Genomic DNA, 26,057 nt, shown 5'->3' on the forward strand with positions numbered 1-26,057 from the left:
CTCGTTCGGCCTCGTGCTCGGCCCCGCCAGCGCGCAGGCGCCGTCGGCGACGCCGCCCCCCAGCCTCTTCGAGCCTCACTTCGAAACCCTCGGCGACGGCGCGTCCATCCCCGACGGCGTGGTCTCCACGCTGGGCGTGGACCCGCAAGGCATGGTGTGGATCGGCACCAGCGTCGGCCTGGTTCGTTTCGACGGGCACAGCTTCACGCCCGTGGCCCTCAACGCCCCCGACCGCCGCACCGGCGGCACCACCTTCATCCGCGCGCTGCTGGCCGCGCGCGACGGTCGCATCTGGCTGGGCACCGAGAGCGAGGGCCTGTCGGTCTACGACCCGGTGGCCGACCGCTGGCAGGTCCACCGCCACACACCGCAGCAGCCCGACAGCCTGGCGCCCGGGGTCATCCGCACCATCGCCGAGGACCGCGGCGGCCGCATCTGGGTGGGCTTCATCGGCGGCGGCCTGCAAATGCTGGACCCGGCGAGCGGGCGCTTTCGCACCTACGGCGCGGCGCAAGGCCTGCCCGACCCGCGGGTGCAGCACGTCAGCGCCGACGCCGACGGCAACCTCTGGGTGGGCACCTGGAATGGCGTGGCCGTGCTGCCGGCCGGGGCCGAGCGCCTGAGCCGCCCCAAGCTGCCCGACGGCCAGGCCTTCGGGCTGGAAGGCCAGGTGGTGCTGGCCTTGGCGCCGATGCCGGACGGCAGCGTTTGGGTGGGCACGCAAGACGGTGCGCTGTGGCAGGTGCCGCGCACCGTGGGCAGCCCCCGCCGGCTCGACGACGGCCCCAGCACGCTGGGCGCCGTCCAGGCCATCTCTCGCGTCAGCGAGCGGCAGGTGTGGATCGGCCGCGCCGCGGGCATCGAGATCCGGCAGCCCGACGACGGCCGCTTGCAGCGGGCCCTGCGGCCGAACATCGCCAAGCCCTGGGGCCTGGCTGGGGCCGACATTCGCAGCCTGGTGCGCGACCCCGGTGGCGTGCTCTGGGTCGGCGGCTACGGCAGTGGCCTGCAGCGCGTGAACACCCTGGACGAGGCCGTGTGGGTGCGCCGCCCCGATGCCGATCCGCAAAGCGTCATGGCCCGACCCGACGTGCGCAGCCTGCTCGTGCTGCGCGACGGCAGCCTGTGGGCCGGCACCAGCGATGGCGGCATCGCCCTGCTCGACGCGCAGCTGCGCACCGTGGGCGCCATCCCCAGCGGGCAGCAGGGCCTGGGGCCGGGGCGCGTGGCCGCTCTGGCGCAGGCGCCCGACGGGCGGGTGTGGGCCGGCGCCGAAGCCCGCGTGCTGGTCTTCGCCCACGCACGGGCCGTGGCCCAGTCCTACGCCGTGGGGCCAGGCCGCGTGCGCCGCCTGCTGGCCGACCGCGACGGCGCCATCTGGGCGGGCACCCAAGATGGCCTGTACCGCTTGGCGCCCACCGCCACCGCCTTCGTGCGCGTGCAGCACCAAGACGGCCGGCCGCTGACGGGGGACGTGAACGCCCTCGTCCAGGCGACCGACGGCACCGTGTGGGTCGGCGCCGAGACCGGCCTGTACCCGGTGCCCGCGGGCAGCGACCGCCTTGCGCGCATCGCCTTCGGCCCCGACGCCGGCTTGGTCAACCCCAACGTGCTGGGCCTGCTGCTGGACCGCGGCGGGCGCCTGTGGGTCGACACCACGGCCGGCCTGCACCGCCTGCGCGACTGGGACGGCCAAACGGCCCAGATGGAGTACCTGGGCCACAAGCTGGCCCAGGCCACGCACACCGTGCCGCAGGCCTTCGGCGCCAATTTGCTGGAGGACGAGCGCGGCCGCATTTGGACGCAGCGCGGCGTGTACGACCCGCGCGAGCAGCGCCTGCACGTGCTCAGCAGCGCCGACGGGGTGGACATCGGCACGGCCTGGTTCCGCTCCTACGCCCAAACGCTCGATGGGCGCCTGCTGTTCGGCGGCAGCCGGGGCGTGCTGGTGGTGCAACCGCGCGACTTCCAGCCCTCGCGCTTCGAGCCGCCGGTGGTGGCCACGGGCCTGCGCGTGGGGGCGCAGGAACGGCCCCTGTCGCAGCTGCAACCGCGCCTGCTGGTGGGGCCGTCCGACGGCGGCTTCACGCTGGAGTTCGCCGCCCTGGACCTGAGCGAGCCGGCGCGCAACCGCTTTCGCTACCGGCTGCTCGGCCACGACGGCGATTGGATCGAGACCACCAGCCGCACGCGGCAGGCCAGCTACGGCGGCCTGGCCCCCGGGCGCTACACGCTGCAGGTGCAGGGCAGCAACCGCAACGGCGACTGGAGCAGCCGCTTGCTGATCGTCGACGTGGAGGTGCAGCCCGCTTGGTGGCAAGCCTGGTGGGGCCGCCTGCTGATGGTGGCCGGCGTGCTGCTGGGCACCCTGGGCCTGTCGCACTGGCGCACGCGCGTGCTGCGCCAGCGGCAAAGCCAGCTCGAGGCCCGGGTGGCCGAGGCCACGCGCGCGCTGGAGGCCAAGACGCGGGAGTTGGAAGACTCGGCGCTGACCGACCCGCTCACCGGCCTGCGCAACCGCCGCTTCGTCGTGCAGCGCCTGGACGACGACCTGCGCCTGGTGCGCCGCCAGTTCGAAGAGGCGCAGCGCCGGGGTGCCCCGCCCCCGAGCGACGCCGACCTGTCCTTCGTGATGATCGACATCGACCACTTCAAGCGGGTCAACGACGAGCACGGCCACCCGGCCGGCGACGCCGTCCTGGTACAGATGCGCGAGCGCTTGCAAGAGGTGTTCCGCGAGTCCGACTACCTGGTGCGCTGGGGCGGCGAAGAGTTCTTGGTCGTGGCCCGCGGCACCTCGCGCGAGGGGCTGCCCGAGCTGGCCGAACGCGCGCGCAGCGTGGTGGCCTCGCGGCCCTTCTTCTTGCCCGACGGCACGGCCGTGAAGGCCAGCTGCTCCATCGGTTACGCCTGCTTCCCGCTGAACCGCGCGCAGCCGCGCGCCGAGCATTGGTCGGAGGTGGTGGCCCTGGCCGACGCGGCGCTCTACGCCGCCAAGCGCGAGGGCCGCAACCGCTGGGTGGGCGTGCAAAGCGCCGAGGCCGCGCCCGTGCTCGAGCTGATCGCGTCGGTCAACGCCAGCCTGCCCGACGCCCGCATGCAGATCGAGCGCGGCCCCAAGGCCTGAGCCGGCTCAGGCCCAACCGGCGATCCGGTCGAACTGCGCCGCGCGGGGGAACACCGCGGCCAGGGCCGCGGCGTCGGTGCCGAACCAGCGCGCCAGCTCGGCGCCCAGCTGGTCGGGCGCGGTGGTGGGGATCCACACGCCTTGGCCCGCATCGTCCGGCCCACCCACCTCCAGCGTGGGGAAGCGCCCCAGCAAGCGCCCGCCGGGCACCGGGCCGCCCACCACCAGCTGGTGGCTGCCCCAGCCGTGGTCGGTGCCCGCGCCGTTGCTGGGCAGGTTGCGGCCGAAGTCGCTGGCGGTGAACAGGCAGACCTGCTGCGCCAGCCCCATCGCCGTGAGCGCGGCGTGAAAGGCGGTGACGGCGCCGTCGATCTCGGTGAACAGCTCGTTCTGCCGCTGCAGCTGGTCGTCGCCGTGGGTGTCGAAGCCGCCGATCGAGGCGAAGAAGCACTGCCGGCTCAGGCCCAGCGCACCGCGCGCAGCAACCAGCTGGGCCACGGTGCGCAGCTGCCGGCCCAGGCCGGTGTCGGGGAAGGGCGTGCTCAAGGACTGGTTGGCCAGCGCGCTGGCCAGCACGCGCTGGGTGTCGAGGGCGCGGCCCATGACGTTGAGCCAGGTCTGCTCGAAGGGGTCGCCGCGCGCCTCGACCAGGGTGGCCGCGACGGCCTGGCTCAGCGGATCGCTGCCGCTGGGTTGGTAGAAGTCGAAGCCGAAGCGCCCGCTGCTGCTCACGCGGTAAGGCGTGAGCCCGCGGTCGCCCGCCTCCCACAGGTTGCCGCCGGCCACGCTGAGGGCGGCGTAGCCGCGGTTGGCGCTGCCTTCGGCGACGCTGCGCTCGAGCAAGCGGCCGCCCCAGCCGCTGCGCCCAGGCGCGTCCACCGTGGCGCTTTGCCAAGCGCCCTGCTGGTCGCTGTGGCTGAACAGGTTGGCCGGCAGGGGCACGCTGCGCGCGCGCCATTGCGCCTGCGTGGTGGGCACCATCAGCGGGCCGATGTTGGCCACGAAGCTGGCCTGGCCCGCGTTCACCAGGCCCTGCACCCCGGCCCAGGCCGGGTGCAGGCCGTAGCCGCTGGCGTTGCTGAAGGCCAGCGGCCGAAGGCTGCTTTGCGCCAGGGCCAGGTTGGGCCGGGCGCGCTGGTAGCCGCTGTAGCGTCCATCGGTGGGCACCAGCCAGTTGTTGGCGTCGTTGCCTCCGAACAGGAACAGGCAGACGATGGCCTTGTAGTCGGCGCCGGTGGTGGTCTCGGCCAGGGCTTGGAGCTGGGCCCAGGGCGCCAGCGCGGCGGCGGCGCTGGCCTGCAGGAAGTGGCGGCGGTGCATGCGGCGGGCCCTCAGTGTTGGATGACGAAGTCGGGCTGCAGCGCGGTGAGCACCAGCGCGGCCTCCACGCGGGCGTTGCGGTCGTTGGCCGAGATCGCGTTGACCAAGGCCAGCAGGCGCGCGCGCGTGCCGGGCTTCATCTGCAGGGTGAAGAACAGCAGGTCCAGCCGGTCGACGAGGCCGTTGGCGTCGCCCGCCAGGGCCACCAGGGGCGCCACGTCCAGCACCAGGCGGTGCGCCTCGGGCCAGCCGTAGCCTTGGGTGTGCACCAGCTCGGCAAAGAAGTTCAGGCTGCCGGCCACCGTGGTCTCGCCGGTGATTTGGAACTCCGGCGCCACCAGGCCGGCCGCGGCGATGGGGCCCGCCGGGCGGTAGCCGGGGCTGTAGAAGTTGAAGACCGAGGGCGCCAGCAGCGGGCTTTGGCCCAGCGCGTCGTCGCTGCCGTCCAGGTAGTGGATGCGGTTCTGGCCGCTGGGGCTCTTGGCGTTGAGCGCCCGCAGGTAATTGGCGAAACGCACCACCGGCTCGCGCTGCTTGCCGAAGTTCAGAGGCGGCGTGTCGCCGCGGGCTTCGGGGTCCAGCAGCACGGCGCGCAGCGTGGCCGCCAGGTTGCCGCGCACGCCCAAGCCGTCGTTGACGAAGGTTCGTGCCACGCGCTCGATGTAGGCCGGGCTGGGGTTGCTCGTCACCAGGCGCTGGATCAGCTGGCGGGCAAAGAAGGGCGGCACGTTGGGGTGGGCAAAGATCGCGTCCAGCGCGTCGCCCAGGTCCTTCTCCGGCGTTTGCCCGGCCGGCAGCACGCGGCCGTTGAGCAGGGTCTTTTCGCCGCTGTCGTGGAAGGCCGGCCAGGCCTGCATGGGCTGGGACCACAGGCGCTCGTCGTTGTCGTCGTGCTCGTGGAACTGGCGCGGGTCTTGGTTGTTCAGGCCGCCGTAGCTCCAACCGCTGAAGGCCTTGGCGAAGCCCTTGACCACCGCCTCGTCGTAGGTCGGCAGCGGCTGGCCGTTGGCGTCGCGCTGCACGCTGCCGTCCAGGTTCAGCTGCACCAGACCGATGGAGAACAGCTGCAGCACCTCGCGCGCGTAGTTCTCGTTGGGGTGCGTGCCGGCGCGGGGGTCTTCCTTCTCGCTTTCGAGCAGGTTCAGGTAGTAGCCCATGGCCGGGTGCAGGGTCACGTCCTGCAGCAGCGCGCGCCAGTTGCCGAAGGCATGGCGCTGCAGCAGGTCGGTGTAGCTGCTCATCGCCACCGGGCGGATGTCGGGCGCGACGTTGCTGATGACGAAGACCTGCAGCAAGGCCCAGGCCATGCGCGCGCGCAGCTGGTCCTCGCCCGCCAGCCACTGCTGCCACAGGGCCTCGTAGCTGGCCTCCTCGGGGATGCGCTTGGGCACGTCGCGCAGGGCCTGGTCGCGCCCGCGCTGGGTTTCGATGGCGGCCAGGTGCGAGACCAGCGGCAGGCGCATCTGCGCGTTCAGCCAGGCGTCGAAGCCCTGGGCCACCAAGGCGTCCACCTGCGCCGGCCCCGTGGGCCCGAAGCTGGCCTGGGTGAGGAAGCGCACGGCGTCGCGCCGGCTCGGTGGGGGCGCGGGCGGCGCCGGCGGCACGGGGCTGGGCGCTGGCCCGTCACTGCCACCGCCGCCCCCGCAGGCTGCCAGGCCAGTGGTGAGCGCCGCCAGGGTCACCAGCGATCCGGCGGCGGGCAGGCCCGCGTCAGGCGGCGCTTTGGGCGGCGCCTCGGCCGGCGGCGCCGGGGGCGTGGTCAGTGCTTCAGGCATGGCGATCCCCCCGACAACGAACTCGCCCGGATGCTGCGCGCCGCCGGGCGCTTCGGGGGTCAGCAAGCGTGAGCGCCTGTGCCAAGCCGCAACCGCGGCAACAACCCGACCGCCGGACTTGGCTTGTGCGCGGGCCGGAGCGCGGACAGCGCGCCTTGGGCATGATCTCGCCCCTCGCTTCCACGCCCACCCTCCCATGCGCCGCCCTGCCCTCCCGCTCCTGGCCCTGACCGCCGCCCTCGCCACCGCCGGCGTTCACGCCCAAGCGCCCAAGACCGTCGACACCGTCGCCACCGGCCTGGACCTGCCCTGGGCCGTCGCCTTCCTGCCCGGGGGCGACTTCTTGGTGACCGAAAAAACCGGCGCGATGCGCGTGGTCAGCGCCAAGGGCCAGATCGGCGCGCCGCTGTCGGGCCTGCCGGCCGTCGACTACGCCGGCCAGGGCGGCCTGCTGGACGTGGTGCTGGACCGCGACTTCGCCCGCACCCGCGCGCTGTCGTTCTGCTTCACCGAGCCCGGCACCGGCGCCGACAAGGGCAAGAACGGCACCGCCCTGGCGCGCGCCACGCTCAAGGCCGACCGCTCGGGCCTGGAGAACGTGCAGGTGATCTTCCGGCAGGCACCCAAGATCGACGGGCGGCACCACTTCGGCTGCCGCATCGTCGAAGCCGCCGACGGCCAAACCCTGTTCATGACCCTGGGCGAGCGCTACAAGGGCATGCAGCAGGCGCAGACCCTGGACAACCACCTGGGCAAGGTGGTGCGCGTGGGCAAGGACGGCAGCGTGCCGGCCGACAACCCCTTCGTGAAGACGCCGGGCGCCAAGCCCGAGATCTACTCCCTCGGCCACCGCAACCCGCAGGGCGCGCTGCTGGACGCCGACGGGCGCCTCTGGGCCCACGAGCACGGCCCGCAGGGCGGCGACGAGATCAACCTCGTGCGCCCCGGCGTCAACTACGGCTGGCCCGTCATCACCTACGGCGAGAACTACGGCGGCGGCAAGATCGGCGACGGCATCACGAAGAAGGACGGCCTGGCCCAGCCCGTGTGGCACTGGACGCCGTCGATCGCCCCCTCGGGCTTCGCGCAGATCACCAGCAAGGCCTATGGCGACGCCTGGCAGGGCAGCTACATCGTGGGTTCCCTCAAGTTCCGCCAGCTGCAGCGCGTGGTGCTGAAGGACGGCGCCATCGTCGGCACGCCCGAGGTCTTCGCCACCGACCTGGGCCGCGTGCGCGACGTGCGCCAGGGCCCCGACGGCCTGCTCTACGTGCTGACCGAGGACGCCCCCGGCCGCCTGCTGCGCCTGAAGCCTTGATCGAGGTCTTGCTGCTGACGACGGCCGGCGCGCTGCCGCCCGTCGTCGTCACTGGCGGCCTGCGCAACGCACCGCTGCTGGACGTGCCCAGCGCCGTGGGCGTGCTCGACGCCGAGGCCCTGGCCCGCAGCGGCCCGGGCGCACAGCTCAGCGAAGCGCTGTTGCGCCTGCCCGGCGTGTGGGCCGCGGACCGCGGCAACGCCGCGCAAGACTTGCAGCTCAGCGTGCGCGGGTTCGGCGCGCGCGCCAGCTTCGGCGTGCGGGGCCTGCGCCTGTTCGTCGACGGCCTGCCCGCCACCGCGCCCGACGGCAGCGGCGCCGTGGGCCACTTCCCGCTGGACGCGGCGGCGCAGCTGGAGCTGCTGCGCGGCCCCTTCAGCGCGCTGCACGGCGTGCACAGCGGCGGCGTCTTGAGCCTGCGTACCCGCGCCCCGCAGCCAGGCCCCACCCGCTGGCAGGCCGAGGCCTGGGCCCAAAGCGACGACCAACAGCAGCTGCGCCTGCAGGCCGAGGGCGGCGCCGACGCCTCGCCCTGGCGCCTGGGCCTGGCCCACTGGCGCAGCGCGGGGCAGCGCCCGCAGGCCAAGGCCGAACGCAGCCTGCTCGATGCCCGCTGGGACTGGACGCCCGGCTGGAGCGCGCGGCTCAACCTGCACAGCCAGCCGGCGCAAGACCCCCTGGGCCTGACCCGCGCGCAGTGGCAGGCCGACCCCGAGAGCACCGCGGCGGCCGCGCTCGCCTTCCACAGCCGCAAGACCCTGCAGCAGCAGCAGCTGGGCGTGGCGGGCGGCTGGAACGACTGGCAACTGCGCGCCTGGGCCTCGGCCCGGCAGGTGCGGCAGTGGCAGGCCATTCCGGTGGCCACGCAGGCGCCGGCCGCCCACCCCGGCGGCGTGATCGACCTGGACCGCCGCCAAGTCGGCGCCGACCTGCGCCACGAGGGCCCCGGCTGGACGGTGGGCGTCCAGCTCGACGCGCAAGACGAGCAGCGCCGCGGCTTCGAAAATTTTGTCGGCCCCGCCCTGGGCGTGACCGGCGCGCTGCGCCGCGACGAGCGCAACACGGCCTTCAACGGCGAGGTTTACGCGCAAAGTGAGCACCGGCTCACCGACGGGCTTGCCCTGCACGCGGGCCTGCGCTTGGGCCAGCTGCGCGTGGCCAGCCGCGACCGCTTCCTGGCCAACGGCGACGACGGCGGCCGCCAGCGCACGCCCACCGCGCTGCCCGCGCTCGGCCTGGTCGGTCAGCTCGGCGCCGGCACCCGCGGGTTCGCCAGCCTCGGCCAGGCCCGCGAAACCCCCACCCTGGCCGAGCTGGCCTACCGGCCCGACGGCAGCGCCGGCCTGAACACCGGCCTGAAGGCCCAACGCAGCCGCCAGGGCGAGGCCGGCCTGAAGCACCGCGACGGCGTCTGGGCCTGGGAGGCCGTGGCCTTCGCCGCCGACACCGCCGACGAGATCGTCAGCGCCCGCAACAGCGGCGGCCGCGCCGCCTTCGCCAACGCGGGCCGCACGCGCCGCCAGGGTTTGGAACTGCAGGCCCAAGGTCCCTTGGTGCAAGGCTGGCGCTTCGCGCTGGCCGCCACCGCCCTGAGCGCCCGCGTGCGCCAGCCCTACGCCGTGTGCGGCGCGCCGCCCTGCGCCAGCGCTGCGCTCACCGTGGCCGCCGGCGCCCGCCTGCCCGGCGTGCCGGCCCGCGCGCTGCGCCTCGATCTGGAAAGCCCAGCGGCGGCGCCCTGGCAAGCCGGCCTCACGCTCAGCGGCCGCAGCCGCCTGTGGGTGGACGAGCGCAACAGCGACGCCGCTCCCGGCACCACGCTGCTGGCGGCCTGGGCGCGCTGGCGGGTCGACCCCGACACCACGCTGACCCTGCGTGCCGACAATCTCGCCGACCGCCGGCACGTCGCCAGCGTGATCGTCAACGAGGCCAACGGCCGCTTCTTCGAGCCCGGCCCCGGCCGCCGCTTGAGCCTGCAACTGCAGCATCGATCTCCAAGATGAACATCGTCCTCGCCGACCGCATCGCCCCCACGCCCTGGCGCAACGGCGGGGGCCAGACGCGCGAGCTGTGGGTGGGGCCGAACGTGGCCGACTGGCGCGTGCGGCTGAGCTTGGCCGACATCGCCCAAGACGGGCCCTTCAGCGCCTTCCCCGGCGTGCAACGCCACTTCGCGGTGGTGGAGGGCGCCGGGGTGATGCTCACCCTGGCCGGCCGCGAGCACGCCGTCACGGCCGGGGGCGACCCCATCGCCTTCGACGGCGCGCTGGCCCCCGGCTGCCGCCTGATCGACGGCCCGACGCGCGACCTCAACTTGATGCTGCAAGGCGGCGCCCGCGGCACGCTGGCGCTGGCCGCGGCCGAACGCCCCTGGCAGGGCCCGCACGCCTGGCGGGCTTGCTTCGTCAGCGACCCGGCCGTGCTGCTGCTGCCCCACGGCGAGGCCCTGCCTCTGGCGGCGCGCTGCCTCGTCACCGACCTGCCGGCCGGGCCCCTGCGCCTGATGCCCAGCGGGCCGGGGCCCAGCTTTTGGGTGGGCGTGGACGGCCTCTGAGGACCGAGCGCCTCAGGCCGCCTTGCCCGGGGCGCGTTCGACGATCTTGGCCCAGCGTTCGCTGCCCGTGCCCAGCAGCTGCTGCAGGCGCTGGAACCAGGCCTCGACCTGCTCGTGGCTGGGCACGCCCTGCGCGCCGCGGAAGTGCATCTCGCGCTCCAGGTCTTGCAGGCCGTGGTGCAGCGCGCGCTCGTGCTGCCACAGCTCGCGCGTGCGGCGCATCTCCAACCAGGCGCCCAGGCCCGTGCCCACGGTGGTGAGCACGAGCACGATGAACTGCAGCAGGGGCCCGAACTGCGTGCCCAGCAAGAGGCCCAGGCCGGCGGTGATGCTGGCCGCGGCGCTCAAGGCGATCAGGCCGGTTTGGCCCCAGCGGTAGGCGTCGCGGTGGCGCTCGGCCTGGCGGTCGAAGTGGGCCCGCTCGCCGGCCACCAGGTCCAGCAGGTGTTCGTAGGCGTTCATGGTCAGCCCACGCGAACGGTCGACATGAGCGGCGACACGCCCAACCAGGCCTGGTGCGCCCACATCGCCATGGCGCCGTAGGCCACGGTGCCGATGACGAGCGTCAGCGCCGTGCCCAGGGCCGTGCCGGCCGGCACGCTCACCGGGCGGCGGCGCGCGGCGCGGAAGTCCAGCACCGCCCACAGCAAGAAGCCGCCGAACAGCAGCAGATCGGCCGCCGTGTGGTTCACCAGCAGGTGGGCCAGGGCCCAGACCTTGACCGACAGCACCATGGGGTGCTTCACCGCGGCCTTCAGGTGGTTGCGCGGCACGTAGGCGGCCACCATCAACCAAAAGGCCAGCAGCACCAAGAGGGCCACGAGGTGGCGCAGTCCCTTGGCCATGCCCTCGGGCGGGAAGAACAGGGGCGCGGCCTCCAAGCGCGCTTGCGCGTAGCCCCAAATCAGCAGGCCCAGGCCCAGGGCCGACACGAGGCTGTAGAGCCCCTTCCAGCGGTTCTCGCCCAGGCGGGCGATTTGCGCCTGCCGCCAGGGCTCGGCCCAGATGCGCACGCTGTGCACGCCCAAGAACAGAACGAGACCGAGAACGAGAACCAACCAGGACATGGGGGCCTTGTGAGGGGAGCGCGGACCAATCCCGCGCCGGCATTCTGGCGATCTTTGCGCGTCATGCCAGCGTCACCCCGTTGTGGCACCCTCGTTCGCATGGCCAAAGACTTCAGCACCCTGGAGGACAGCAACCCCTCCGCCAACCCCACCCTCCACGACGCGCCCTTCCAAGCCCGGCGCCGCCTGCTGCGCGGCGGCCTGGCCTCGGCCGTCACCGGCCTGCACTCGCCCCTGGCGGTGCAAGGCGGGGCGCTGACGGCGTTGCTGTCGGGCTGCGCCAGCGCGCCGGTGATGAGCGGCCCCAAGCTCGGCTTCCAGCCCGTGCCCCTGTCGGACGCCGACACCGTCACCGTGCCCGAGGGCTACGTGGCGCAGGTGCTGCAGGCCTGGGGCGAGCCGGTGGGCGTGGCCGGGAACCTGCCCGCCTTTCGCCACGACGGCCGCAACACCGCCGCCGAGCAGGCCGTGCAGATGGGCATGCACCACGACGGCCTCGCCTTCTTCCCGCTGCAGGGCTCGGACCGCGGCTTGCTGGCCATGAACCACGAGTACGGCGACCACGGCCTGCTGTTCGCCGACGGTGGCCGCGAGTGGGGCCCCGAGCAAGTGGCCAAGAGCCAGGCGGCGCACGGCCTGAGCGTGTGCGAGATCGCGCGCCAGGCCGATGGCAGCTGGGCCGCCGTGCGCCCCTCGCGCTATGCGCGCCGCGTCACGCTGCAAACCCCCTTCGCCGTGGGCGGCCCGGCCGCCGGCCACCCGCTGATGCAAACCGCCGCCGACCCCAGCGGCCGCCGCGTGCTGGGCACCTTGGCCAACTGCGCCGCCTCGCGCACGCCCTGGGGCACCTACCTGTCGGGCGAAGAGAACTTCATCGGCTACTTCCTCGGCCCCAACCGCCCGAATGCCCACGAGGCCCGCTGGGGCCTGCGCCCGGGCGAGCCCTGGGGCTACCGCTGGGCCGAGCACGACGCGCGCTTCGACGCCAGCGCCCACCCCCACGAGCCCAACCGCTTCGGCTGGGTTGTCGAGCTCGACCCCTTCGACCCGAGCAGCACCCCGGTCAAGCGCACGGCCCTGGGCCGCGCCGCGCACGAGGGGGCCACGGTGGCGCTGACGAAGGACGGTCGCGCCGTCGTCTACTCGGGCGAGGACGCGCGCTTCGAGTCCATCTACAAGTTCGTCAGCCGCGACCGCGTGAAGCCCGGCGGCGCCCAGGCCAACGCCACGCTGCTGGACCACGGCACGCTGTACGTGGCCCGCTTCGACGCCGACGGCACCGGCCGCTGGCTGCCCCTGGTGCACGGCCAAGGCGGCCTCACGCGCGAGGCCGGTTTTGCCGACCAGGGCGAGGTGCTCATCAAAGCCCGCCAGGCCAGCGACCGCCTGGGCGCCACCAAGATGGACCGCCCCGAGTGGATCGCCGTGGACCCGCAGGGCCAGGTCTACGTGACCCTCACCAACAACAGCCAGCGCGGCGCCCCGGGCCGCCCCGGCGTGGACGCGGCCAACCCGCGCGAGAACAACACCGGCGGCCACATCCTGCGCTGGCGCGAAGACGGCGATTTCGACGGCGAAACCTTCCGCTGGGAGCACTTCGTGCTGGCCGGCGACCCCGCCGCCGAGCGCACCGACGCCCGCGGCCGCATGAAGGGGCCGCGCGACGCGGCCGCCTTCGCCTGCCCCGATGGCCTGTGGGTGGACGGCCGCGGCGTGCTGTGGATCCAGACCGACATGAGCAGCAGCGAGATGGGCGCCGGCGTGGCCTTCCTGGAGAAGGACAGCGCCAACCCCCCGCCCCCCGGCCCGCGCGAGCTGGTCAAGCTGGGCAACAACGCGATGTTGGCCGCCGACCCGGCCACGGGCGAGATCCGCCGCTTCTTCGTCGGGCCCGTGGGCGCCGAGATCACCGGCATCGACATGACGCCCGACGGCCGCACGATGTTCGTCAACATCCAGCACCCGGGCGAGACCCCGGGCGACCGCAGCGACCCGGCGAACCCCCGCGCGTTTTCCAACTGGCCCGATCACCGCGCCGACGGCCGGCCGCGATCGGCCACGGTGGCGATCCGCAAGCGCGACGGCGGCCTCATCGGAACCTGAGTCCGTCGTCCCCTGCGCACCGGCACACTCGGGCCCGTGCAAGCGCTTCACGACCACCTCCAAGCCCTCGACCCCGAGGCCCCCCGCGCCCAGCGCCACCTGGCCCTGGTGGCCCTGCTCGACGGAGTGCGCCGCCCGGTGCGCGCCGGCGCGCCCCTGGACCCCGAGCTGCCGCTGAGCCGGCTGCGCGCCCTGTGCCAGCACCTGGCCGACACGCCCGACGCCCAGCGCCGGCTGCAGGACTTCCTGGCGGCCGTGGCCGGCGGCGTGGACGCGCCGGCGCTGCTGGCCGACCACGGCTTCGCGCGCCAGCCCTCGCTGCTCAGCGAGGTGCGCCGCCGCCTGGCCTTGCGCTGGCTGCCCCGCACGCCCGACACCGACGACCTGGGCGAGCTGCTGCAGCTGCTGTTCCGCCCCGGCGACGTGGCCTGGCTGCGCGCCCTGCCGCCCGAGCTGCTGGAGCCCCTGGGCGCGCTGGTGGGGCAGGCCCTGCCGCAGGGCTGGCCCGCCGCCCTGCACGACGCCCTGATGCTGTTGGGCAGCGCCGTGGCCGGTGCCGCGCACGGGCCCGACCTGCGCCGCCGCATGGCGCCCGAGCTGCTGCAGTCGCGCCCCTTCCGCCAGCTGCCCGCGGCGCTCTCGGCGCTGCGCACGGCGCAAGAGGCGGGCGATGTCGCGGAGACCCTGCGCCAGGCCGCTTACCTGCGCGCGCTGATCGAGGCCTGCCGCGAGGCCGCCGACAGCGTGTTCCAGCACCTGGAAGCGCACGGCGTGTCGGTCGACATCGTGTTCAGCACCGAGCAGCTCAAGGCCCGCCTGGCGCGCATGGAAGCGCTGCTGGACGCCCTGCTCAGCCCGCCGGCCAGCGGCGCCTGGCGCGCGCTGCTGGTGCAACTGGTGGAGATCAATGGCCAGCGCGGCCTGCGCCAGCTGGTGGGCGAGCAGTTCGGCCTGATGGCCCGCCAGATGGCCGAGCGCCACGCCGAGACCGGCGAGCACTACATCACCACCGACCGCGCCGGCTACCGCGACATGCTGCGCCGCGCCGCCGGCGGTGGATTGGTCATTGCGGGCACCACCTTCGCCAAGTTCGGCATCGCCGCCGTGGGCCTGGGCGCCTTCTGGACGGGCCTGTGGTCGGGCGTGAACTACGCCATCAGCTTCCTCGTCGTGATGCTGCTGCACTGGACGGTGGCCACCAAACAGCCGGCCATGACCGCGCCCGCGCTGGCCGACAGCCTGGCCGGGCTCAAGCCCAACCGCGACGACGCCGAGGAGGACGCGGCCATCGAGGGCTTCGTCGACCGCGTGGCGCAGCTCATCCGCTCGCAGTTCGCCGGCATCGTGGGCAACGTCGCCATTTGCGGTCCGGTGGTGCTGGCGGTGCAGCTCATCGCCCAGCAATGGCAAGGCGCGCCCCTGGTGGGCGAGGCCACGGCGCGCTACGTGCTGCACAGCCAAACCCTGCTCGGCCCCACCCTGCTGTTCGCCGCCTTCACCGGCGTGCTGCTCTTCCTCAGCAGCCTCGTCGCCGGCTGGGCCGAAAACGCCTTCGTCTTTCACCGCCTGGACAGCACCCTGGCCTGGAACCCGCGCATCGCCCGCGTGCTCGGTGCCAAGCGCGCGCAAGCCTGGGCCGCCTGGTGGCGCCGCAACATCTCGGGCGTGGTGGCCAACACCAGCCTGGGCCTGATGCTGGGCGTGGTGCCCGCGCTCTTGGCCTTCGTGGGCGTGGGGCTGGAGGTGCGCCACGTCACCCTCAGCACCGGCCAGCTGGCGGCGGCCCTGGGCGCCCTGGGCCCCAGCCTCTTGGCCACGCCCGAGTTCTGGTGGTGCATGGCCGCGCTGGTGGGCATCGGCGTGCTGAACCTGGGCGTCAGCTTCTGGCTGGCCCTGCGCGTGGCCATCCGTTCGCGCGGCGTGCAAGTGCGCGACCGCAGCCGCCTGCGCGCCGCGCTGTGGCGGCGCGTGCGCCGGGACCCGATGAGCTTCTTGCGACCGCCGGCTGAAACGCCTTGAAGTGGCCTGAGACGGCTCAGGCCTGGAGCAACTCCGCCAAGGTGCGCGCCACCACCTTGGTGGCCGCGCGCAGGTCGCTCAAGGCCAGGTGCTCGTCGGCGCGCTTGGCGTTGCTCTCCAGCACGGTGCGCGGCCCGGCGCCGTAGATGACGGCGGGCACGCCGGCGGCGCCGTAGAGGCGCACGTCGGTGTACAGCGGCGTGCCCACCTCGGGCGGGGTGTCGCCCAGCACCGCGCGGGCGTGGCGCTGCAGCGCCTGCACCAGGGGCGCGTTGCGCGCGTCGGGCTTCAAGGCGTGCGCCAGCAGCAGGCGGCGGATGCCGACTTGCACCCGGCCGTCGTGCGCGCGCACCACGCGCTCGATGCGGGCGCGCAGCGTGGCCTCCACCTGGGTCGGGTCTTCTTCGGGGACCATGCGGCGGTCGAGCTTGAGCACGACCTTGCCGGGCACCACGTTGGTGTTGCTGCCACCTTCGATGCGGCCCACGTTCAGGTAGGGGTGCGTGATGCCGGGCACCGACGAGCGGATCTGGCGCAGCGCCGCGTTGTCGGCGTACAGCGCACCCAGCAGGTGCGTCGCGGCCTGCAGCGCGTCCACGCCGGTGTCGGGGTAGGCCGCGTGGCTGGCCTGGCCGGTGAGCGTCACCTCCAGCTGCAAGCAGCCGTTGTGCGCCGTCACCACCTGGTGGCTGAAGCCAGCGGCGATCAGCAGGTCGGGCTTCGTCAGGCCTTGGCGCAGCAGCCAGCCGGGGCCCAGCTCGCCGCCGAACTCCTCGTCGTAGGTGAAGTGCAGCTCCACCGCACCGCGCAAGCTTGCGCCACTGGCCTCGAGCGCGCGCAGCGCGAAGGCGTAGGTGGCGAAGTCGCTCTTGCTCACGGCACTGGCGCGGCCGTAGAGCTGACCGTCCACGACCTCACCGCCATACGGGTCGCGCGTCCAGCCCTCGCCCGGGGGCACCACGTCGCCGTGGGCGTTGAGGGCGATGGTCGGGCCGCCGTCGGCGAAGGCGCGGCGCACGATCAGGTTGGTGATGCTCTGCATGCCCTGGGCCTGCACCTCGGCGGCGGGCACGGGGTGCGCTTGCGCGGGCAGGCCCATCTCGGCCAGCAGGCGCGCGGTGAGGTCGGCGTGCGGCGCGTTGTTGCCCGGCGGGGTGTCGGTGGGCACGCGCACCAGGGCCTGCAGGAAGCGGACTTCCTCGTCGAAGTGGGCGTCGACCCAGGCGTCGAGCCGGGCGAAGTCGAAGGCAGGGCTCATGGGGCGTTCAACAGGGCGCGGAAGGCGTCGACGCACAACTGCGCGTCGTGCGCCGTGATGCTTTCCAGCGGGTTGTGGCTGATGCCGGCGTTGCCGCCGCGCACGAAGAGCATGGCCTGCGGCAGGCGCTCGTGCAGCTTCATGGCGTCGTGGCCGGCGCCGCTGGGCAGGTGGAACACGGGCAGGCCGAGCGACTGCACCGCGGCCTCCCAGCGCGCTTGCCACGCCGGGTGGCTGGGCGCGGCGTGGGCGGCCAGCGTGGGCTCCAAGGTGAATCGCAGGCCGCGCCGCGCGGCGATGGCTTGCAGCGCGTGCAGCACCTCGTCGCGCAGGCGGTCGCGCGTGGCGTCGTCGGGGGCGCGCAGGTCCAGGCTGAAGCGGCAGCGGCCGGGCACCACGTTGATCGAGCCGTTGGGCACCTGCAGCTGGCCCACGGTGCCCACGGCACCGGGCAGCGCGCTGGCGAGGCGCTCCACCGCCAGCACCAGCTCGGCCGCGGCGGTGGCGGCGTCGCGGCGCGTGGCGCCCATCGGGGTGGTGCCGGCGTGGCTGGCCTGGCCGATGAGCTCACCGGTGTAGCGGTGGCTGCCGTTGATGGAGGTGACCACGCCCAGGGGCAGGTTCAGCGCGTCCAGCACCGGGCCTTGCTCGATGTGCAGCTCCACGAAGCCGCGGTAGCGCGCCGGGTCGCGCTTGAGCGCGGCGATGGCCTCCATGCGCGCGGGCAGGCCCGCGGCCTGCATGGCCTCGCGCATCGTCACGCCCTGGGTGTCGGTCTGGTCCAGCCAAGCCGGGTCGAAGCCGCCGGTCAGTGCGCTGGCGGCCAAGAAGGTAGCGGGGTAGCGCTGGCCTTCTTCCTCGGCAAAGGCCACCACCTCCAGGCCGTGCTTCGGGCGCTCGCCCGCCGCGCGCAAGGCGCGCACCACGGCCATGGGCACCAGCACGCCCAAGCGCCCGTCGTACTTGCCGCCGTGGCGCACGGTGTCGTAGTGGCTGCCGGTGAGCAGGCGCGGTGCTTGCGCGTCTTGGCCGTCGTAGATGCCCACCACGTTGCCCACGGCGTCGATCTCGACGCGGTCGAAGCCCGCCTCGCGCATCCACGCGGCCAGGTCTTGCGCGCAGGCCTGGTGGGCGGGGGTCAAGTAGGTGACGGTCAGGCCGTCGTCCACCTCGCTGTGGCGCGCCAGGTCCTCGGCGCGGTCCCACACCCACTCGCCATCGTCGATGCGCTCGCCCACCAGTTCGGCCAGGCGCAGCTCGGCAATGCGGTGGATCTGCCGCAGGCACTCGGCGAACTCCCAATCGGGGTGGCCGTCCAGCCGGCGGGCGAAGGTCTCGATGATCTGCGTGCGGCTCAGGCCCGTGCCTCGCGGGCCCCGAACGGCCAGGATGAACGGCCAGCCGAAGCGCGCGTGGTAATCGCGGTTCAGCTGCTGCAGGCGCGCGTACTCCTCGGGGCTGCAGGCGCCCAGGCCGGCGGCGGCCTGCTCAGCACGGCTCTCGGCCGTCAGCACCGCGGCTTTGCCCACCAGCTCGGGGTGGGCGCGGATCAGGGCCAGCTGCGCCTCGCGCCCCGCGGCGTCCAGCACCTCGGCGCAGGCGCGCTTGAAGGCGGCCAGGGTGGGGTGCGGCCCGCGCGCCAGCGCTTGCTCGACGATCCAGGGCGAGTGCTCGTACAGGCCCTGCAGTTGCTCGCGTTTCAGGTCCATGCGAAGGCCGTGGTCGGGTCGTAGGGGTGCACGTCGCGCCAGTGCTGCGCGATGTCGATGCGGCGGGTGATCCACACGCGGTTGTGCGCCTGCACGTGGTCCAGGAAGCGCTGCAACGCGCGCATGCGCCCCGGGCGGCCGAGCAGGCGGCAGTGCATGCCGATGCTCATCATGCTGGGCCGCTCGTCGCCCTCCGCGTAGTGCACGTCGAAGGCGTCGCGCAGGTACTCGAAGAACTCGTCGCCGTGGCTGAAGCCCTGCGGCAGCGCGAAGCGCATGTCGTTGCAGTCCAGCGTGTAGGGCACCACCAGGTGCGGGGCGTCGCCGCCGTCGGTCTTGCGCACGCGCAGCCAAAAGGGGAGGTCGTCGCCGTAGTGGTCGCTGTCGTAGGCGAAGCCGCCGTGCTCGGCCACCAGGCGGCGGGTGTTGGGGCTGTCGCGGCCGGTGTACCAGCCCAAGGGCGCGCTGCCCGTCAGGCGGCGGATGACCTCGACACCGCGCAGCAGGTGCTCGCGCTCGGTCGCTTCGTCCATCGTTTGGTAGTGGATCCAGCGCCAACCGTGGCAGGCGATCTCGTGGCCCAGCTCGACGAAGGCGGCGGTGACCTCGGGGCAGCGCTCCAGCGCCATGCCCACACCGAACACGGTGAGCGGCAGGCCCCGGCGTTCGAACTCGCGCAGCAGGCGCCACACGCCCACGCGCGAGCCGTACTCGTAGATGCTCTCCATGCTCAGGTGCCGCGCCGGGTAGCTGGCGGGGTTGGCCATCTCGGAGAGGAACTGCTCGCTGCCGGCGTCGCCGTGCAGCACCGAGTTTTCGCCGCCCTCTTCGAAGTTCAGCACGAACTGCACCGCGACGCGGGCTTGGCCCGGCCACTGCGCATGCGGCGGGTTGCGGCCGTAGCCCTTGAGATCCCGGGGGTAGCTCATGCCAACGCTCCAAGCGCTTCCATCAAGTCGGTCGTGCGCGGCTGCAGCTGCAGGCCGCGTTCCACGTTGCCCAGGTGCTGCTCCATCAGGCGCACGGCGGTCTTGCTGTCGCCGCGCTCGATGGCGTCCACCAGGGCCACATGCTCGTGGGCCGAGTGCTCGGCCGAGTGCTGGCTTTGAAACATCAGCGCGATGAGCGAGCAGCGCGCCAGCAGGTCGCCCAGCAGCTCGGCCAGCACGGCGTTGCCCGCCAGCTGGGCCAGCAGCACGTGGAACTCGGCCAGCAGCCGGGTGCGGCCGGGCACGTCGCCTTTGGCCAGGGCCTGCGCCTCGCGCTGCAGGTGGGCGCGCAGGCTCTTCACCTGGGCGGGGGTGATGGACTTGCACAGCTGCTTGACCAGCTGCAGCTCGATCATTTGCCGCACCTCGAAGACCTGGCGGGCCTCGTCGATGCTGGGCTCAGCCACGAAGGCGCCGCGCGCGGGCAGTAGCTGCACCAGGTGGTCGCGGCTGAGCTGGTTCAAGGCCTGGCGCACGAGGGTGCGCGACACCTGGAACAAGTCGGCCAGCTGCTGCTCGACCAGCTTGGTGCCGGGCATCAGGCGGCGCTCGACGATCGCCGCCGTGAGGGCGTCGACGATGCGCTGGGTTTGGCTGATGGGCTCGGCGGCTTTCATGCGTGTATGCTTGAGTGTATACAGTTTGGACCGCACGACGGCGAACCATGGGCCAGCTTTCCACCCACGTTCTTGACACCGCCCACGGCCGCCCCGCGGCCGGGATGGCCGTCACCCTGCAGCGGCTCGACACCGACGGCCAAGCCCACACCGTGCGCGAGATCCGGCTCAACGCCGACGGCCGTGGCGATGGCCCCTTGCTCGATGAAACCGCCATGGCCGTGGGCCGCTGGCGCCTGGTGTTCGCCGTGGCCGACTACTTCCGTGCGCAGGGCGTCGCCCTGCCCGAGCCGCCCTTCGTCGACGTGGTGAACCTGGACTTCGGCATCGCCGACGCCAGCGCCAAGTACCACGTGCCCCTGCTGGTCAGCCCCTGGAGCTACAGCACCTACCGGGGGAGCTGAGCTTGGACACCACGTACCTCCTCGACTGGGCCAACCTGCTGCTGCGTTGGGCCCACGTCATCACGGCCATCGCCTGGATCGGCTCCTCGTTCTACTTCGTCTTCCTGGACAGCAGCCTCACCAAGCCCACCGCGCCCGACCTGCTGGCCAAGGGCGTGGACGGCGAGCTGTGGGCCGTGCACGGCGGCGGCTTCTACAACCCCCAGAAGTACCTGGTGGCGCCCAAGAGCCTGCCCGAGAAGCTGCACTGGTTCTTCTGGGAAAGCTACTCCACCTGGCTCACCGGCTTCGCGCTGTTCACAGTGCTGTACCTGGCCAACGCCAGCCAGTTCTTGGTCGACCCACGGGTGTTCGCCTGGGGCTCCAGCGGGGCCGCGGTGGCCGCGGCGCTGGGTTTCGTCTTCGGCTTCTGGTTCGTTTACGACCTCCTCTGCCGATGGCTGGGTGAGAAGGACGGCAAGGTCGGCGGTGACGCGCGCGTCGGCGCGGCGGTGCTCGTCGTGGTCGTGGCCGCCACCTGGGCCGCCGGCCAGCTGTTCGCCGGCCGCGCCGCCTTCGTCATCGTCGGCGCCATGATGGCCACGGCCATGAGCGCCAACGTGATGGTCTGGATCATTCCCGGTCAGCGCAAGGTCATCGCGCAGATGAAGGCCGGGCAGCCCGTCGAGGCCATCCACGGCCAGCGCGGCAAGCAGCGCAGCGTGCACAACACCTACTTCACGCTGCCGGTGCTGGTGGCCATGCTCAGCAACCACTACGGCTTCCTCTACCAAGGCGCGCACGCTTGGGCCGTGCTGGTGGCGCTGATGCTGGCCGGCGCGCTCATCCGCCACAGCTTCGTGGCCCGCCACCGCGCCCTGGTGAACGGCACGCCCGTGCCGTGGTGGACCGCGGGCCTGGGCGTGGCCCTGATCGTTGCCACCGCCGTGGCCCTGGCGCCCGCGCCCAAGCCCGCCGCCGTCGCAGTCGCCCCCGTGACCCTGGCCGAGGTGCAGCAGGTCGTGGCCCAGCGCTGCCTGATGTGCCACGGTGAGGGGGTGCAGCAAAAGGGCGTGGCCCTGCACACCCCGGCGCTGCTGCAGCAGCACGCGGCCAACGTCGCCGTGCAGTTGCGCGCGCACGCCATGCCGATGAACAACGCCACGCAGATGAACGAGGCCGAGCGCGAGCTCGTCATTCGCTGGGTGCAGGAGGGCGCGAAGTGAGCGGCACGGAGCGTCCCATCCGCTTCTGGCACCAGGGTGGGCTCAAAGAGCTGGACACCGACACCCCCACCCGCAGCGTGCTGAACTGGCTGCGCGAAGACGCGCACTGCACCGGCACCAAGGAAGGCTGCGCCGAGGGCGACTGCGGCGCCTGCACCGTGGTGGTGGGCAGCCTGGACGCCAACGGCGCGCTGCAGCTGCAGCCCATGAACAGCTGCCTGCAGTTCTTGCCCACGCTGGACGGCAAGGCGCTGTTCACCGTCGAAGACGTCGGTGGTCACGGCGAGCCCCTGCACCCCGTGCAGCAGGCCTTGGTGGACTGCCACGGCTCGCAATGCGGCTTCTGCACGCCGGGCTTCGTGATGGCGCTGTGGCACCAGTGGGAAACGCGCGGCGCGACGCCGCCCGACCGCCAGCAGCTGGCCGACGCCCTGGCCGGGAACCTCTGCCGCTGCACCGGCTACCGCCCCATCCTGGACGCCGGCGAGTGCGCGCTGCGCCAAGAGGGCCCGCTGCTGGACCGCGCGCCTGTCGAGGCCGCGCTGCAGGCCCTGGCGCAAGACCCGCCGTTGGTGCACGCCGGCTTTCACGCCCCGCGCACGCTCGATGAATGCGCGGCCCTGGTCGCCGCCAAGCCGCAGGCCACCTTGCTGGCCGGCGCCACCGACATCGGCCTGTGGGTCAACAAGCAGTTCCGCGACCTGGGCGAGGTGATCGACCTCGGCCGCGTCGACGAACTCAAGGCCATCGAGCGCACCCCCACGCACCTGCGCATCGGCGCCGGGGCCTCGCTGGAAGCCGCCTGGGGCGCGCTGGCCGCGCAGTGGCCGGCGCTGAAGGAACTCTGGCTGCGCTTCGCCTCGCCGCCCGTGCGCTTCGCCGGCACGATGGGCGGCAACGTGGCCAACGGCTCGCCCATCGGCGACTCGGCCCCCGTGCTGATGGCCCTGGGCGCGCGCGTGGAACTGCGCCACGGCGCGGCCGTGCGCCAGCTGCCGCTGGACGCGTTCTACACGGCCTACATGAAGAACGAGCGCCGCCCGGGCGAGCTGCTCACCGCCATCGAGCTGCCGTGGAACGAGGGCTGGACGCTGCGCGCCTTCAAGGTCAGCAAGCGGTTCGACAGCGACATCTCCGCCCTGTGCGGCGCCTTCGCGCTGCGGCTGGAACACGGCGTGGTGACGGACGTTCGCCTGGCCTGGGGCGGCATGGCCGCCACCGTGGCCCGCAGCGCGCGGGCCGAGGCCGCGCTGCGCGGCCAGCCCTGGGATGAAGCCCACCTGCAGGCCGCGCAAGCCGCGCTGGCGCAGGACTTCCGCCCCATGAGCGACCTGCGCGCCAGCGCCGACTACCGCCTGCAGGTGGCGCAGAACCTGCTGCACCGCCTCTGGCTGGAAACCCGCACCGACGCCCCCTTGGCGCCCGAGGCCCTGAGCGTGTGGGCCGCGCGATGACGCACTTGCCCCCGACCCCCATCGTTGGCACGTCGATGCCGCACGAAGCCGCCCACCTGCACGTGGCCGGCGCGGCGCCCTACACCGACGACCTCCCCGAGCGCGCCGGCACCCTGCACGCCGCGCTCGGCCTGTCGCCCCTGGCGCACGGCACCATCACCGCGCTGCACCTGGACCGCGTGCGCGCCCTGCCCGGCGTGGTCGATGTGTTCGCCGCCGCCGATTTACCCGGCGCCAACGACTGCGGGCCGCTGATCCAAGACGACCCCATCCTGGCCGAGGGCACGCTGCGCTACCGCGGCCAGCCCGTGTTCGCCGTGGTGGCCACCACGCGCGAGGCCGCGCGCCGGGCGGCGGCCCTGGCGCCGCAGGTCATCGAGGCCACGCCCCTGCCCGCGCTGCTCACGGCGCGCGAGGCGCACGCCGCCGGGCAGTACGTCATCCCGCCCATGGTGCTGGCCCGGGGCGACGCCGATGCCGCGCTGCGCGAGGCGCCGCACCGCATTCACCTCGACTTCGAGCTGGGCGGCCAAGAGCAGTTCTACCTGGAGGGGCAGATCAGCTACGCCTGCCCCGAGGAGAACGAGGGCCTGACCGTCTACTGCTCCACCCAGCACCCCAGCGAGATGCAGCACCTGGTGGCGCACGCGCTGCACGCGCCGGCGCACGCCATCCGCGTGGTGTGCCGGCGCATGGGCGGCGGCTTTGGCGGCAAGGAGTCGCAGTCGGCCCTGTTCGCCTGCGTGGCGTCGGTGGCGGCGCAGCGCAACCGCGCGCCCGTCAAGCTGCGCCTGGATCGCGACGACGACTTCCTCGTCACCGGCCGCCGGCACGGCTTCGTGGTCGAGATCGACGCCGGCTTCGACGACGCCGGCCGCGTGCTGGGCGTGGCCGCCACGCTCGTCAGCAACGCCGGCCACTCGGCCGATTTGTCGGGCCCGGTGCTGACCCGCGCGCTCTGCCACTTCGACAACGCCTACTGGCTGCCCCACGTGCGCTTGCGCGGCTTCGCGGCCAAGACCAACACGCAGAGCAACACGGCCTTCCGCGGTTTCGGCGGCCCGCAGGGCGCGCTGGCCGTGGAGCTGCTGCTGGACGCCATCGCCCGGCGCTTGGGCGCCGACCCCCTGGCCGTGCGCCGCGCCAACCTGTACGTGGAGGGGCAAACGCCGCCCCAAACCACGCCCTACGGCCAACCGGTCGAAGACTTCTGCCTGCCCGACCTGATCGACGAGCTGGCCCGCACCAGCGACTACGCCGCGCGCCGAGCCGACGTGCAGGCCTTCAACGCCAACAGCCCCGTGCTGAAGAAGGGCCTGGCACTGACCCCGGTGAAGTTCGGCATCAGCTTCAACGTCGTGCACCTCAACCAGGCCGGCGCGCTGGTGCACGTCTACACCGACGGCTCGGTGCTGGTGAACCACGGCGGCACCGAGATGGGCCAAGGCCTGAACACCAAGGTGGCCCAGGTGGTGGCGCACGAGCTGGGCCTGCCCCTGGCCCGCGTGCGCTGCAGCGCCACCGACACCGACAAGATCGCCAACACCAGCGCCACCGCGGCCAGCACCGGGGCCGACCTGAACGGCAAGGCCGCCCAGGCCGCCGCGCGCACCGTGCGCCAGCGCCTCGCGGCCTTCGCCGCGAAGAAGCTGGGCGGCGAGGCCGACGCCGTGCGTTTTGAAGGCGGCCAGGTGCTGGTGGGCGCGCAAACGATCGCCTGGGAGGCGCTGATCAAGCAGGCCTACTTGGCCCGCGTGCAGCTGTGGAGCGACGGCTTCTACGCCACGCCGGGCCTGAGCTGGGACCGCGCCACGCTGCAGGGCAAGCCCTTCTACTACTTCGCCCACGGCGCGGCCGTGGCCGAAGTGCTGGTCGACACCCTGACCGGCGAGCACCGCGTGCTGCGCGCCGACCTGCTGCACGACGTGGGCCGCTCGCTGAACCCGGCGCTGGACATCGGCCAGGTCGAAGGCGCCTTCATCCAGGGCATGGGCTGGCTCACGATGGAAGAGCTGGTCTGGCACCCCGACGACGGCAGCGCCAAGGCGGGCCTCTTGATGACGCACGCGCCCAGCACCTACAAGATCCCCACGGCCAACGACTGCCCGCCCGTGCTGAACACCCGCCTGTTCGACCGCCCCAATGCGATGGACAGCATCCACCGCAGCAAGGCCGTGGGCGAGCCCCCGCTGCTGCTGCCCTTCTCGGTGTTCTTCGCCATCAAGGACGCGGTGTCGGCCGCGGGCGGCCACCGGGCGGAGCCGGTGCTGCACGCCCCCGCAACGCCGGAGTCGATCCTCCGTTCATTGAATGGCCTGACCCTGTCACCGTGACCCTGCCCGCTACCCTCCACGCCACCGCCTTGCAGTGGCAGGCCCAAGGCCGCCCGGCCCTGGTGGTGGAGGTGCAGGCGCACCAAGGCTCGGTGCCCCGCGAGGCCGGCACGCGCATGATGGTGGCGGCCGATGCGGTGCTGGGCACCCTGGGCGGCGGGCACCTGGAGTTGCAAGCGGTTCAACACGCCCGCGCGCTGCTGCTCACCGGCCAAGGCGACGAACAGCGCCTGCCCCTGGGCCCGGCGCTGGGCCAGTGCTGCGGCGGCGTGGTGACGCTGCGCTACACGCCGCTGCGCGAAGCCGAGCCTGCCGCTTGGACCCTGCCCGCGCCCCGCTTCACGTTGGAGCTCTACGGCGCCGGCCACGTGGGCCGCGCCATCGCGCAGCAGCTGAGCCAGATCGACTGCCGCGTGCGCTGGCTGGACGAGCGCGAGGCCGAGTTCCCCGCTGAAAGCTCGCCACCCCATGTTCAACGCGTGTGCACCGACGGCCTGCCGCACGAGCTGGCCGCCGCCCCCGCCGGCGCGCACGTGCTGATCCTGACCCACAGCCACGACCTCGACCTGGCCCTGACCCAGGCCGCGCTGCGCCGCGACGACCTGCCTTGGGTGGGCCTGATCGGCAGCGCCACCAAGCGCGCGCGCTTTCTGCACCGGCTGGAGGCCCAAGGCTTCACGCCCGCGCAGCTGGCGCGCCTGTGCTGCCCCATTGGCCTGCCCGGCCTCAGCGGCAAAGAGCCCGCCGTGATCGCGGTGTCGGTCGTGGCCCAGCTCTTGATGCTGAACCCCGTTTCCTGAATCCCGAC

At 73.1% G+C, this 26,057-nt stretch carries 19 protein-coding genes; 11 read left to right on the top strand and 8 right to left on the bottom strand.

The genetic code is table 11. The annotated features are described in order from the left end of the window. Positions 1 to 13 precede the first annotated feature (13 nt). Complete coding sequence (locus tag EOD73_RS13050; protein ID WP_164846074.1) at positions 14 to 3,127, top strand: ligand-binding sensor domain-containing diguanylate cyclase; 3,114 nt, start codon at positions 14 to 16, stop codon at positions 3,125 to 3,127. Between the two features lie 6 nt (positions 3,128 to 3,133). On the opposite strand, the gene EOD73_RS13055 is transcribed toward EOD73_RS13050, so the two are convergent. Together EOD73_RS13055 and EOD73_RS13060 are read right to left on the bottom strand one after the other, a co-directional pair. Beyond that, positions 3,134 to 4,447 carry a DUF1501 domain-containing protein gene (locus EOD73_RS13055; protein ID WP_127683443.1) on the bottom strand — a complete coding sequence of 438 codons (1,314 nt, stop codon included), beginning with the start codon at positions 4,445 to 4,447 and terminating at the stop codon, positions 3,134 to 3,136. Between the two features lie 11 nt (positions 4,448 to 4,458). Then, positions 4,459 to 6,222: a DUF1800 domain-containing protein gene (locus EOD73_RS13060; protein WP_164846075.1), complete on the bottom strand. Its 1,764-nt coding sequence runs from the start codon at positions 6,220 to 6,222 to the stop codon at positions 4,459 to 4,461. Positions 6,223 to 6,418: 196 nt separating this feature from the next. Here EOD73_RS13060 and EOD73_RS13065 point away from each other — a divergent pair, with 196 nt between their 5' ends. From EOD73_RS13065 to EOD73_RS13075, 3 genes are read left to right on the top strand one after another with little or no spacing between them, the layout of a single operon-like run. Beyond that, the gene (locus EOD73_RS13065) at positions 6,419 to 7,540 is read left to right on the top strand and encodes a PQQ-dependent sugar dehydrogenase (protein WP_127683445.1); all 1,122 of its coding nucleotides are present in this window, start codon (positions 6,419 to 6,421) and stop codon (positions 7,538 to 7,540) included. Further along, entirely contained in the window at positions 7,537 to 9,540 is a 2,004-nt protein-coding gene (locus tag EOD73_RS13070) for a TonB-dependent receptor family protein (protein ID WP_127683446.1), read from the top strand. Before EOD73_RS13065 ends, EOD73_RS13070 begins: the two co-directional genes overlap by 4 nt. Next, complete coding sequence (locus tag EOD73_RS13075) at positions 9,537 to 10,091, top strand: HutD/Ves family protein (protein ID WP_127683447.1); 555 nt, start codon at positions 9,537 to 9,539, stop codon at positions 10,089 to 10,091. Before EOD73_RS13070 ends, EOD73_RS13075 begins: the two co-directional genes overlap by 4 nt. Positions 10,092 to 10,103: 12 nt before the next feature. On the opposite strand, the gene EOD73_RS13080 is transcribed toward EOD73_RS13075, so the two are convergent. Then, entirely contained in the window at positions 10,104 to 10,553 is a 450-nt protein-coding gene (locus EOD73_RS13080; protein ID WP_127683448.1) for a DUF4231 domain-containing protein, read from the bottom strand. A 2-nt stretch (positions 10,554 to 10,555) separates the two neighbouring features. Then, positions 10,556 to 11,158, bottom strand: a complete 603-nt coding sequence (locus EOD73_RS13085; RefSeq protein ID WP_127683449.1) for an NnrU family protein — start codon at positions 11,156 to 11,158, stop codon at positions 10,556 to 10,558. A 99-nt stretch (positions 11,159 to 11,257) separates the two neighbouring features. On the opposite strand from EOD73_RS13085, the gene EOD73_RS13090 reads away from it, so the two are divergent. Both EOD73_RS13090 and tlpB read left to right on the top strand, forming a co-directional pair. Next, the gene (locus EOD73_RS13090; RefSeq protein WP_127683450.1) at positions 11,258 to 13,261 is read left to right on the top strand and encodes a PhoX family protein; all 2,004 of its coding nucleotides are present in this window, start codon (positions 11,258 to 11,260) and stop codon (positions 13,259 to 13,261) included. A gap of 36 nt (positions 13,262 to 13,297) precedes the next feature. Continuing rightward, the gene (tlpB, locus tag EOD73_RS13095) at positions 13,298 to 15,280 is read left to right on the top strand and encodes a transporter-like protein TlpB (protein ID WP_127683451.1); all 1,983 of its coding nucleotides are present in this window, start codon (positions 13,298 to 13,300) and stop codon (positions 15,278 to 15,280) included. Between the two features lie 16 nt (positions 15,281 to 15,296). On the opposite strand, the gene EOD73_RS13100 is transcribed toward tlpB, so the two are convergent. The 4 genes from EOD73_RS13100 to EOD73_RS13115 are packed head-to-tail and all read right to left on the bottom strand — an operon-like array spanning position 15,297 to position 19,853. Further along, on the bottom strand, positions 15,297 to 16,538 hold the full coding sequence (locus EOD73_RS13100; protein ID WP_127683452.1) for a M20/M25/M40 family metallo-hydrolase: 1,242 nt from the start codon (positions 16,536 to 16,538) through the stop codon (positions 15,297 to 15,299). Beyond that, positions 16,535 to 18,247, bottom strand: a complete 1,713-nt coding sequence (uraD, locus tag EOD73_RS13105; RefSeq protein ID WP_127683453.1) for a 2-oxo-4-hydroxy-4-carboxy-5-ureidoimidazoline decarboxylase — start codon at positions 18,245 to 18,247, stop codon at positions 16,535 to 16,537. The genes EOD73_RS13100 and uraD overlap by 4 nt, the downstream gene beginning before the upstream one ends. Further along, positions 18,238 to 19,176, bottom strand: coding sequence for an allantoinase PuuE (gene puuE / locus EOD73_RS13110; protein ID WP_127683454.1), 939 nt, complete (start codon positions 19,174 to 19,176; stop codon positions 18,238 to 18,240). Before puuE ends, uraD begins: the two co-directional genes overlap by 10 nt. Beyond that, entirely contained in the window at positions 19,173 to 19,853 is a 681-nt protein-coding gene (locus tag EOD73_RS13115; RefSeq protein WP_127683455.1) for a GntR family transcriptional regulator, read from the bottom strand. Before EOD73_RS13115 ends, puuE begins: the two co-directional genes overlap by 4 nt. Before the next feature lie 47 nt (positions 19,854 to 19,900). Here EOD73_RS13115 and uraH point away from each other — a divergent pair, with 47 nt between their 5' ends. From uraH to xdhC, 5 genes are read left to right on the top strand one after another with little or no spacing between them, the layout of a single operon-like run. After that, positions 19,901 to 20,257 carry a hydroxyisourate hydrolase gene (gene uraH / locus EOD73_RS13120; RefSeq protein ID WP_127683456.1) on the top strand — a complete coding sequence of 119 codons (357 nt, stop codon included), beginning with the start codon at positions 19,901 to 19,903 and terminating at the stop codon, positions 20,255 to 20,257. Positions 20,258 to 20,259: 2 nt separating this feature from the next. Continuing rightward, a complete protein-coding gene (locus EOD73_RS13125; protein WP_127683457.1) occupies positions 20,260 to 21,462 on the top strand; it encodes a urate hydroxylase PuuD in 1,203 nt (400 codons plus the stop codon). After that, entirely contained in the window at positions 21,459 to 22,916 is a 1,458-nt protein-coding gene (xdhA, locus tag EOD73_RS13130) for a xanthine dehydrogenase small subunit (protein WP_127683458.1), read from the top strand. Before EOD73_RS13125 ends, xdhA begins: the two co-directional genes overlap by 4 nt. Beyond that, positions 22,913 to 25,249 (top strand): xanthine dehydrogenase molybdopterin binding subunit, encoded by a 2,337-nt coding sequence (xdhB, locus tag EOD73_RS13135; protein ID WP_127683459.1) that lies wholly within the window; start codon positions 22,913 to 22,915, stop codon positions 25,247 to 25,249. The genes xdhA and xdhB overlap by 4 nt, the downstream gene beginning before the upstream one ends. After that, positions 25,246 to 26,049: a xanthine dehydrogenase accessory protein XdhC gene (gene xdhC / locus EOD73_RS13140; RefSeq protein ID WP_205702468.1), complete on the top strand. Its 804-nt coding sequence runs from the start codon at positions 25,246 to 25,248 to the stop codon at positions 26,047 to 26,049. The genes xdhB and xdhC overlap by 4 nt, the downstream gene beginning before the upstream one ends. The last annotated feature ends 8 nt before the right edge of the window (positions 26,050 to 26,057 follow it).

This window comes from Inhella crocodyli, assembly GCF_004004565.1.
Taxonomy (GTDB): Bacteria; Pseudomonadota; Gammaproteobacteria; order Burkholderiales; family Burkholderiaceae_C; genus Inhella; species Inhella crocodyli.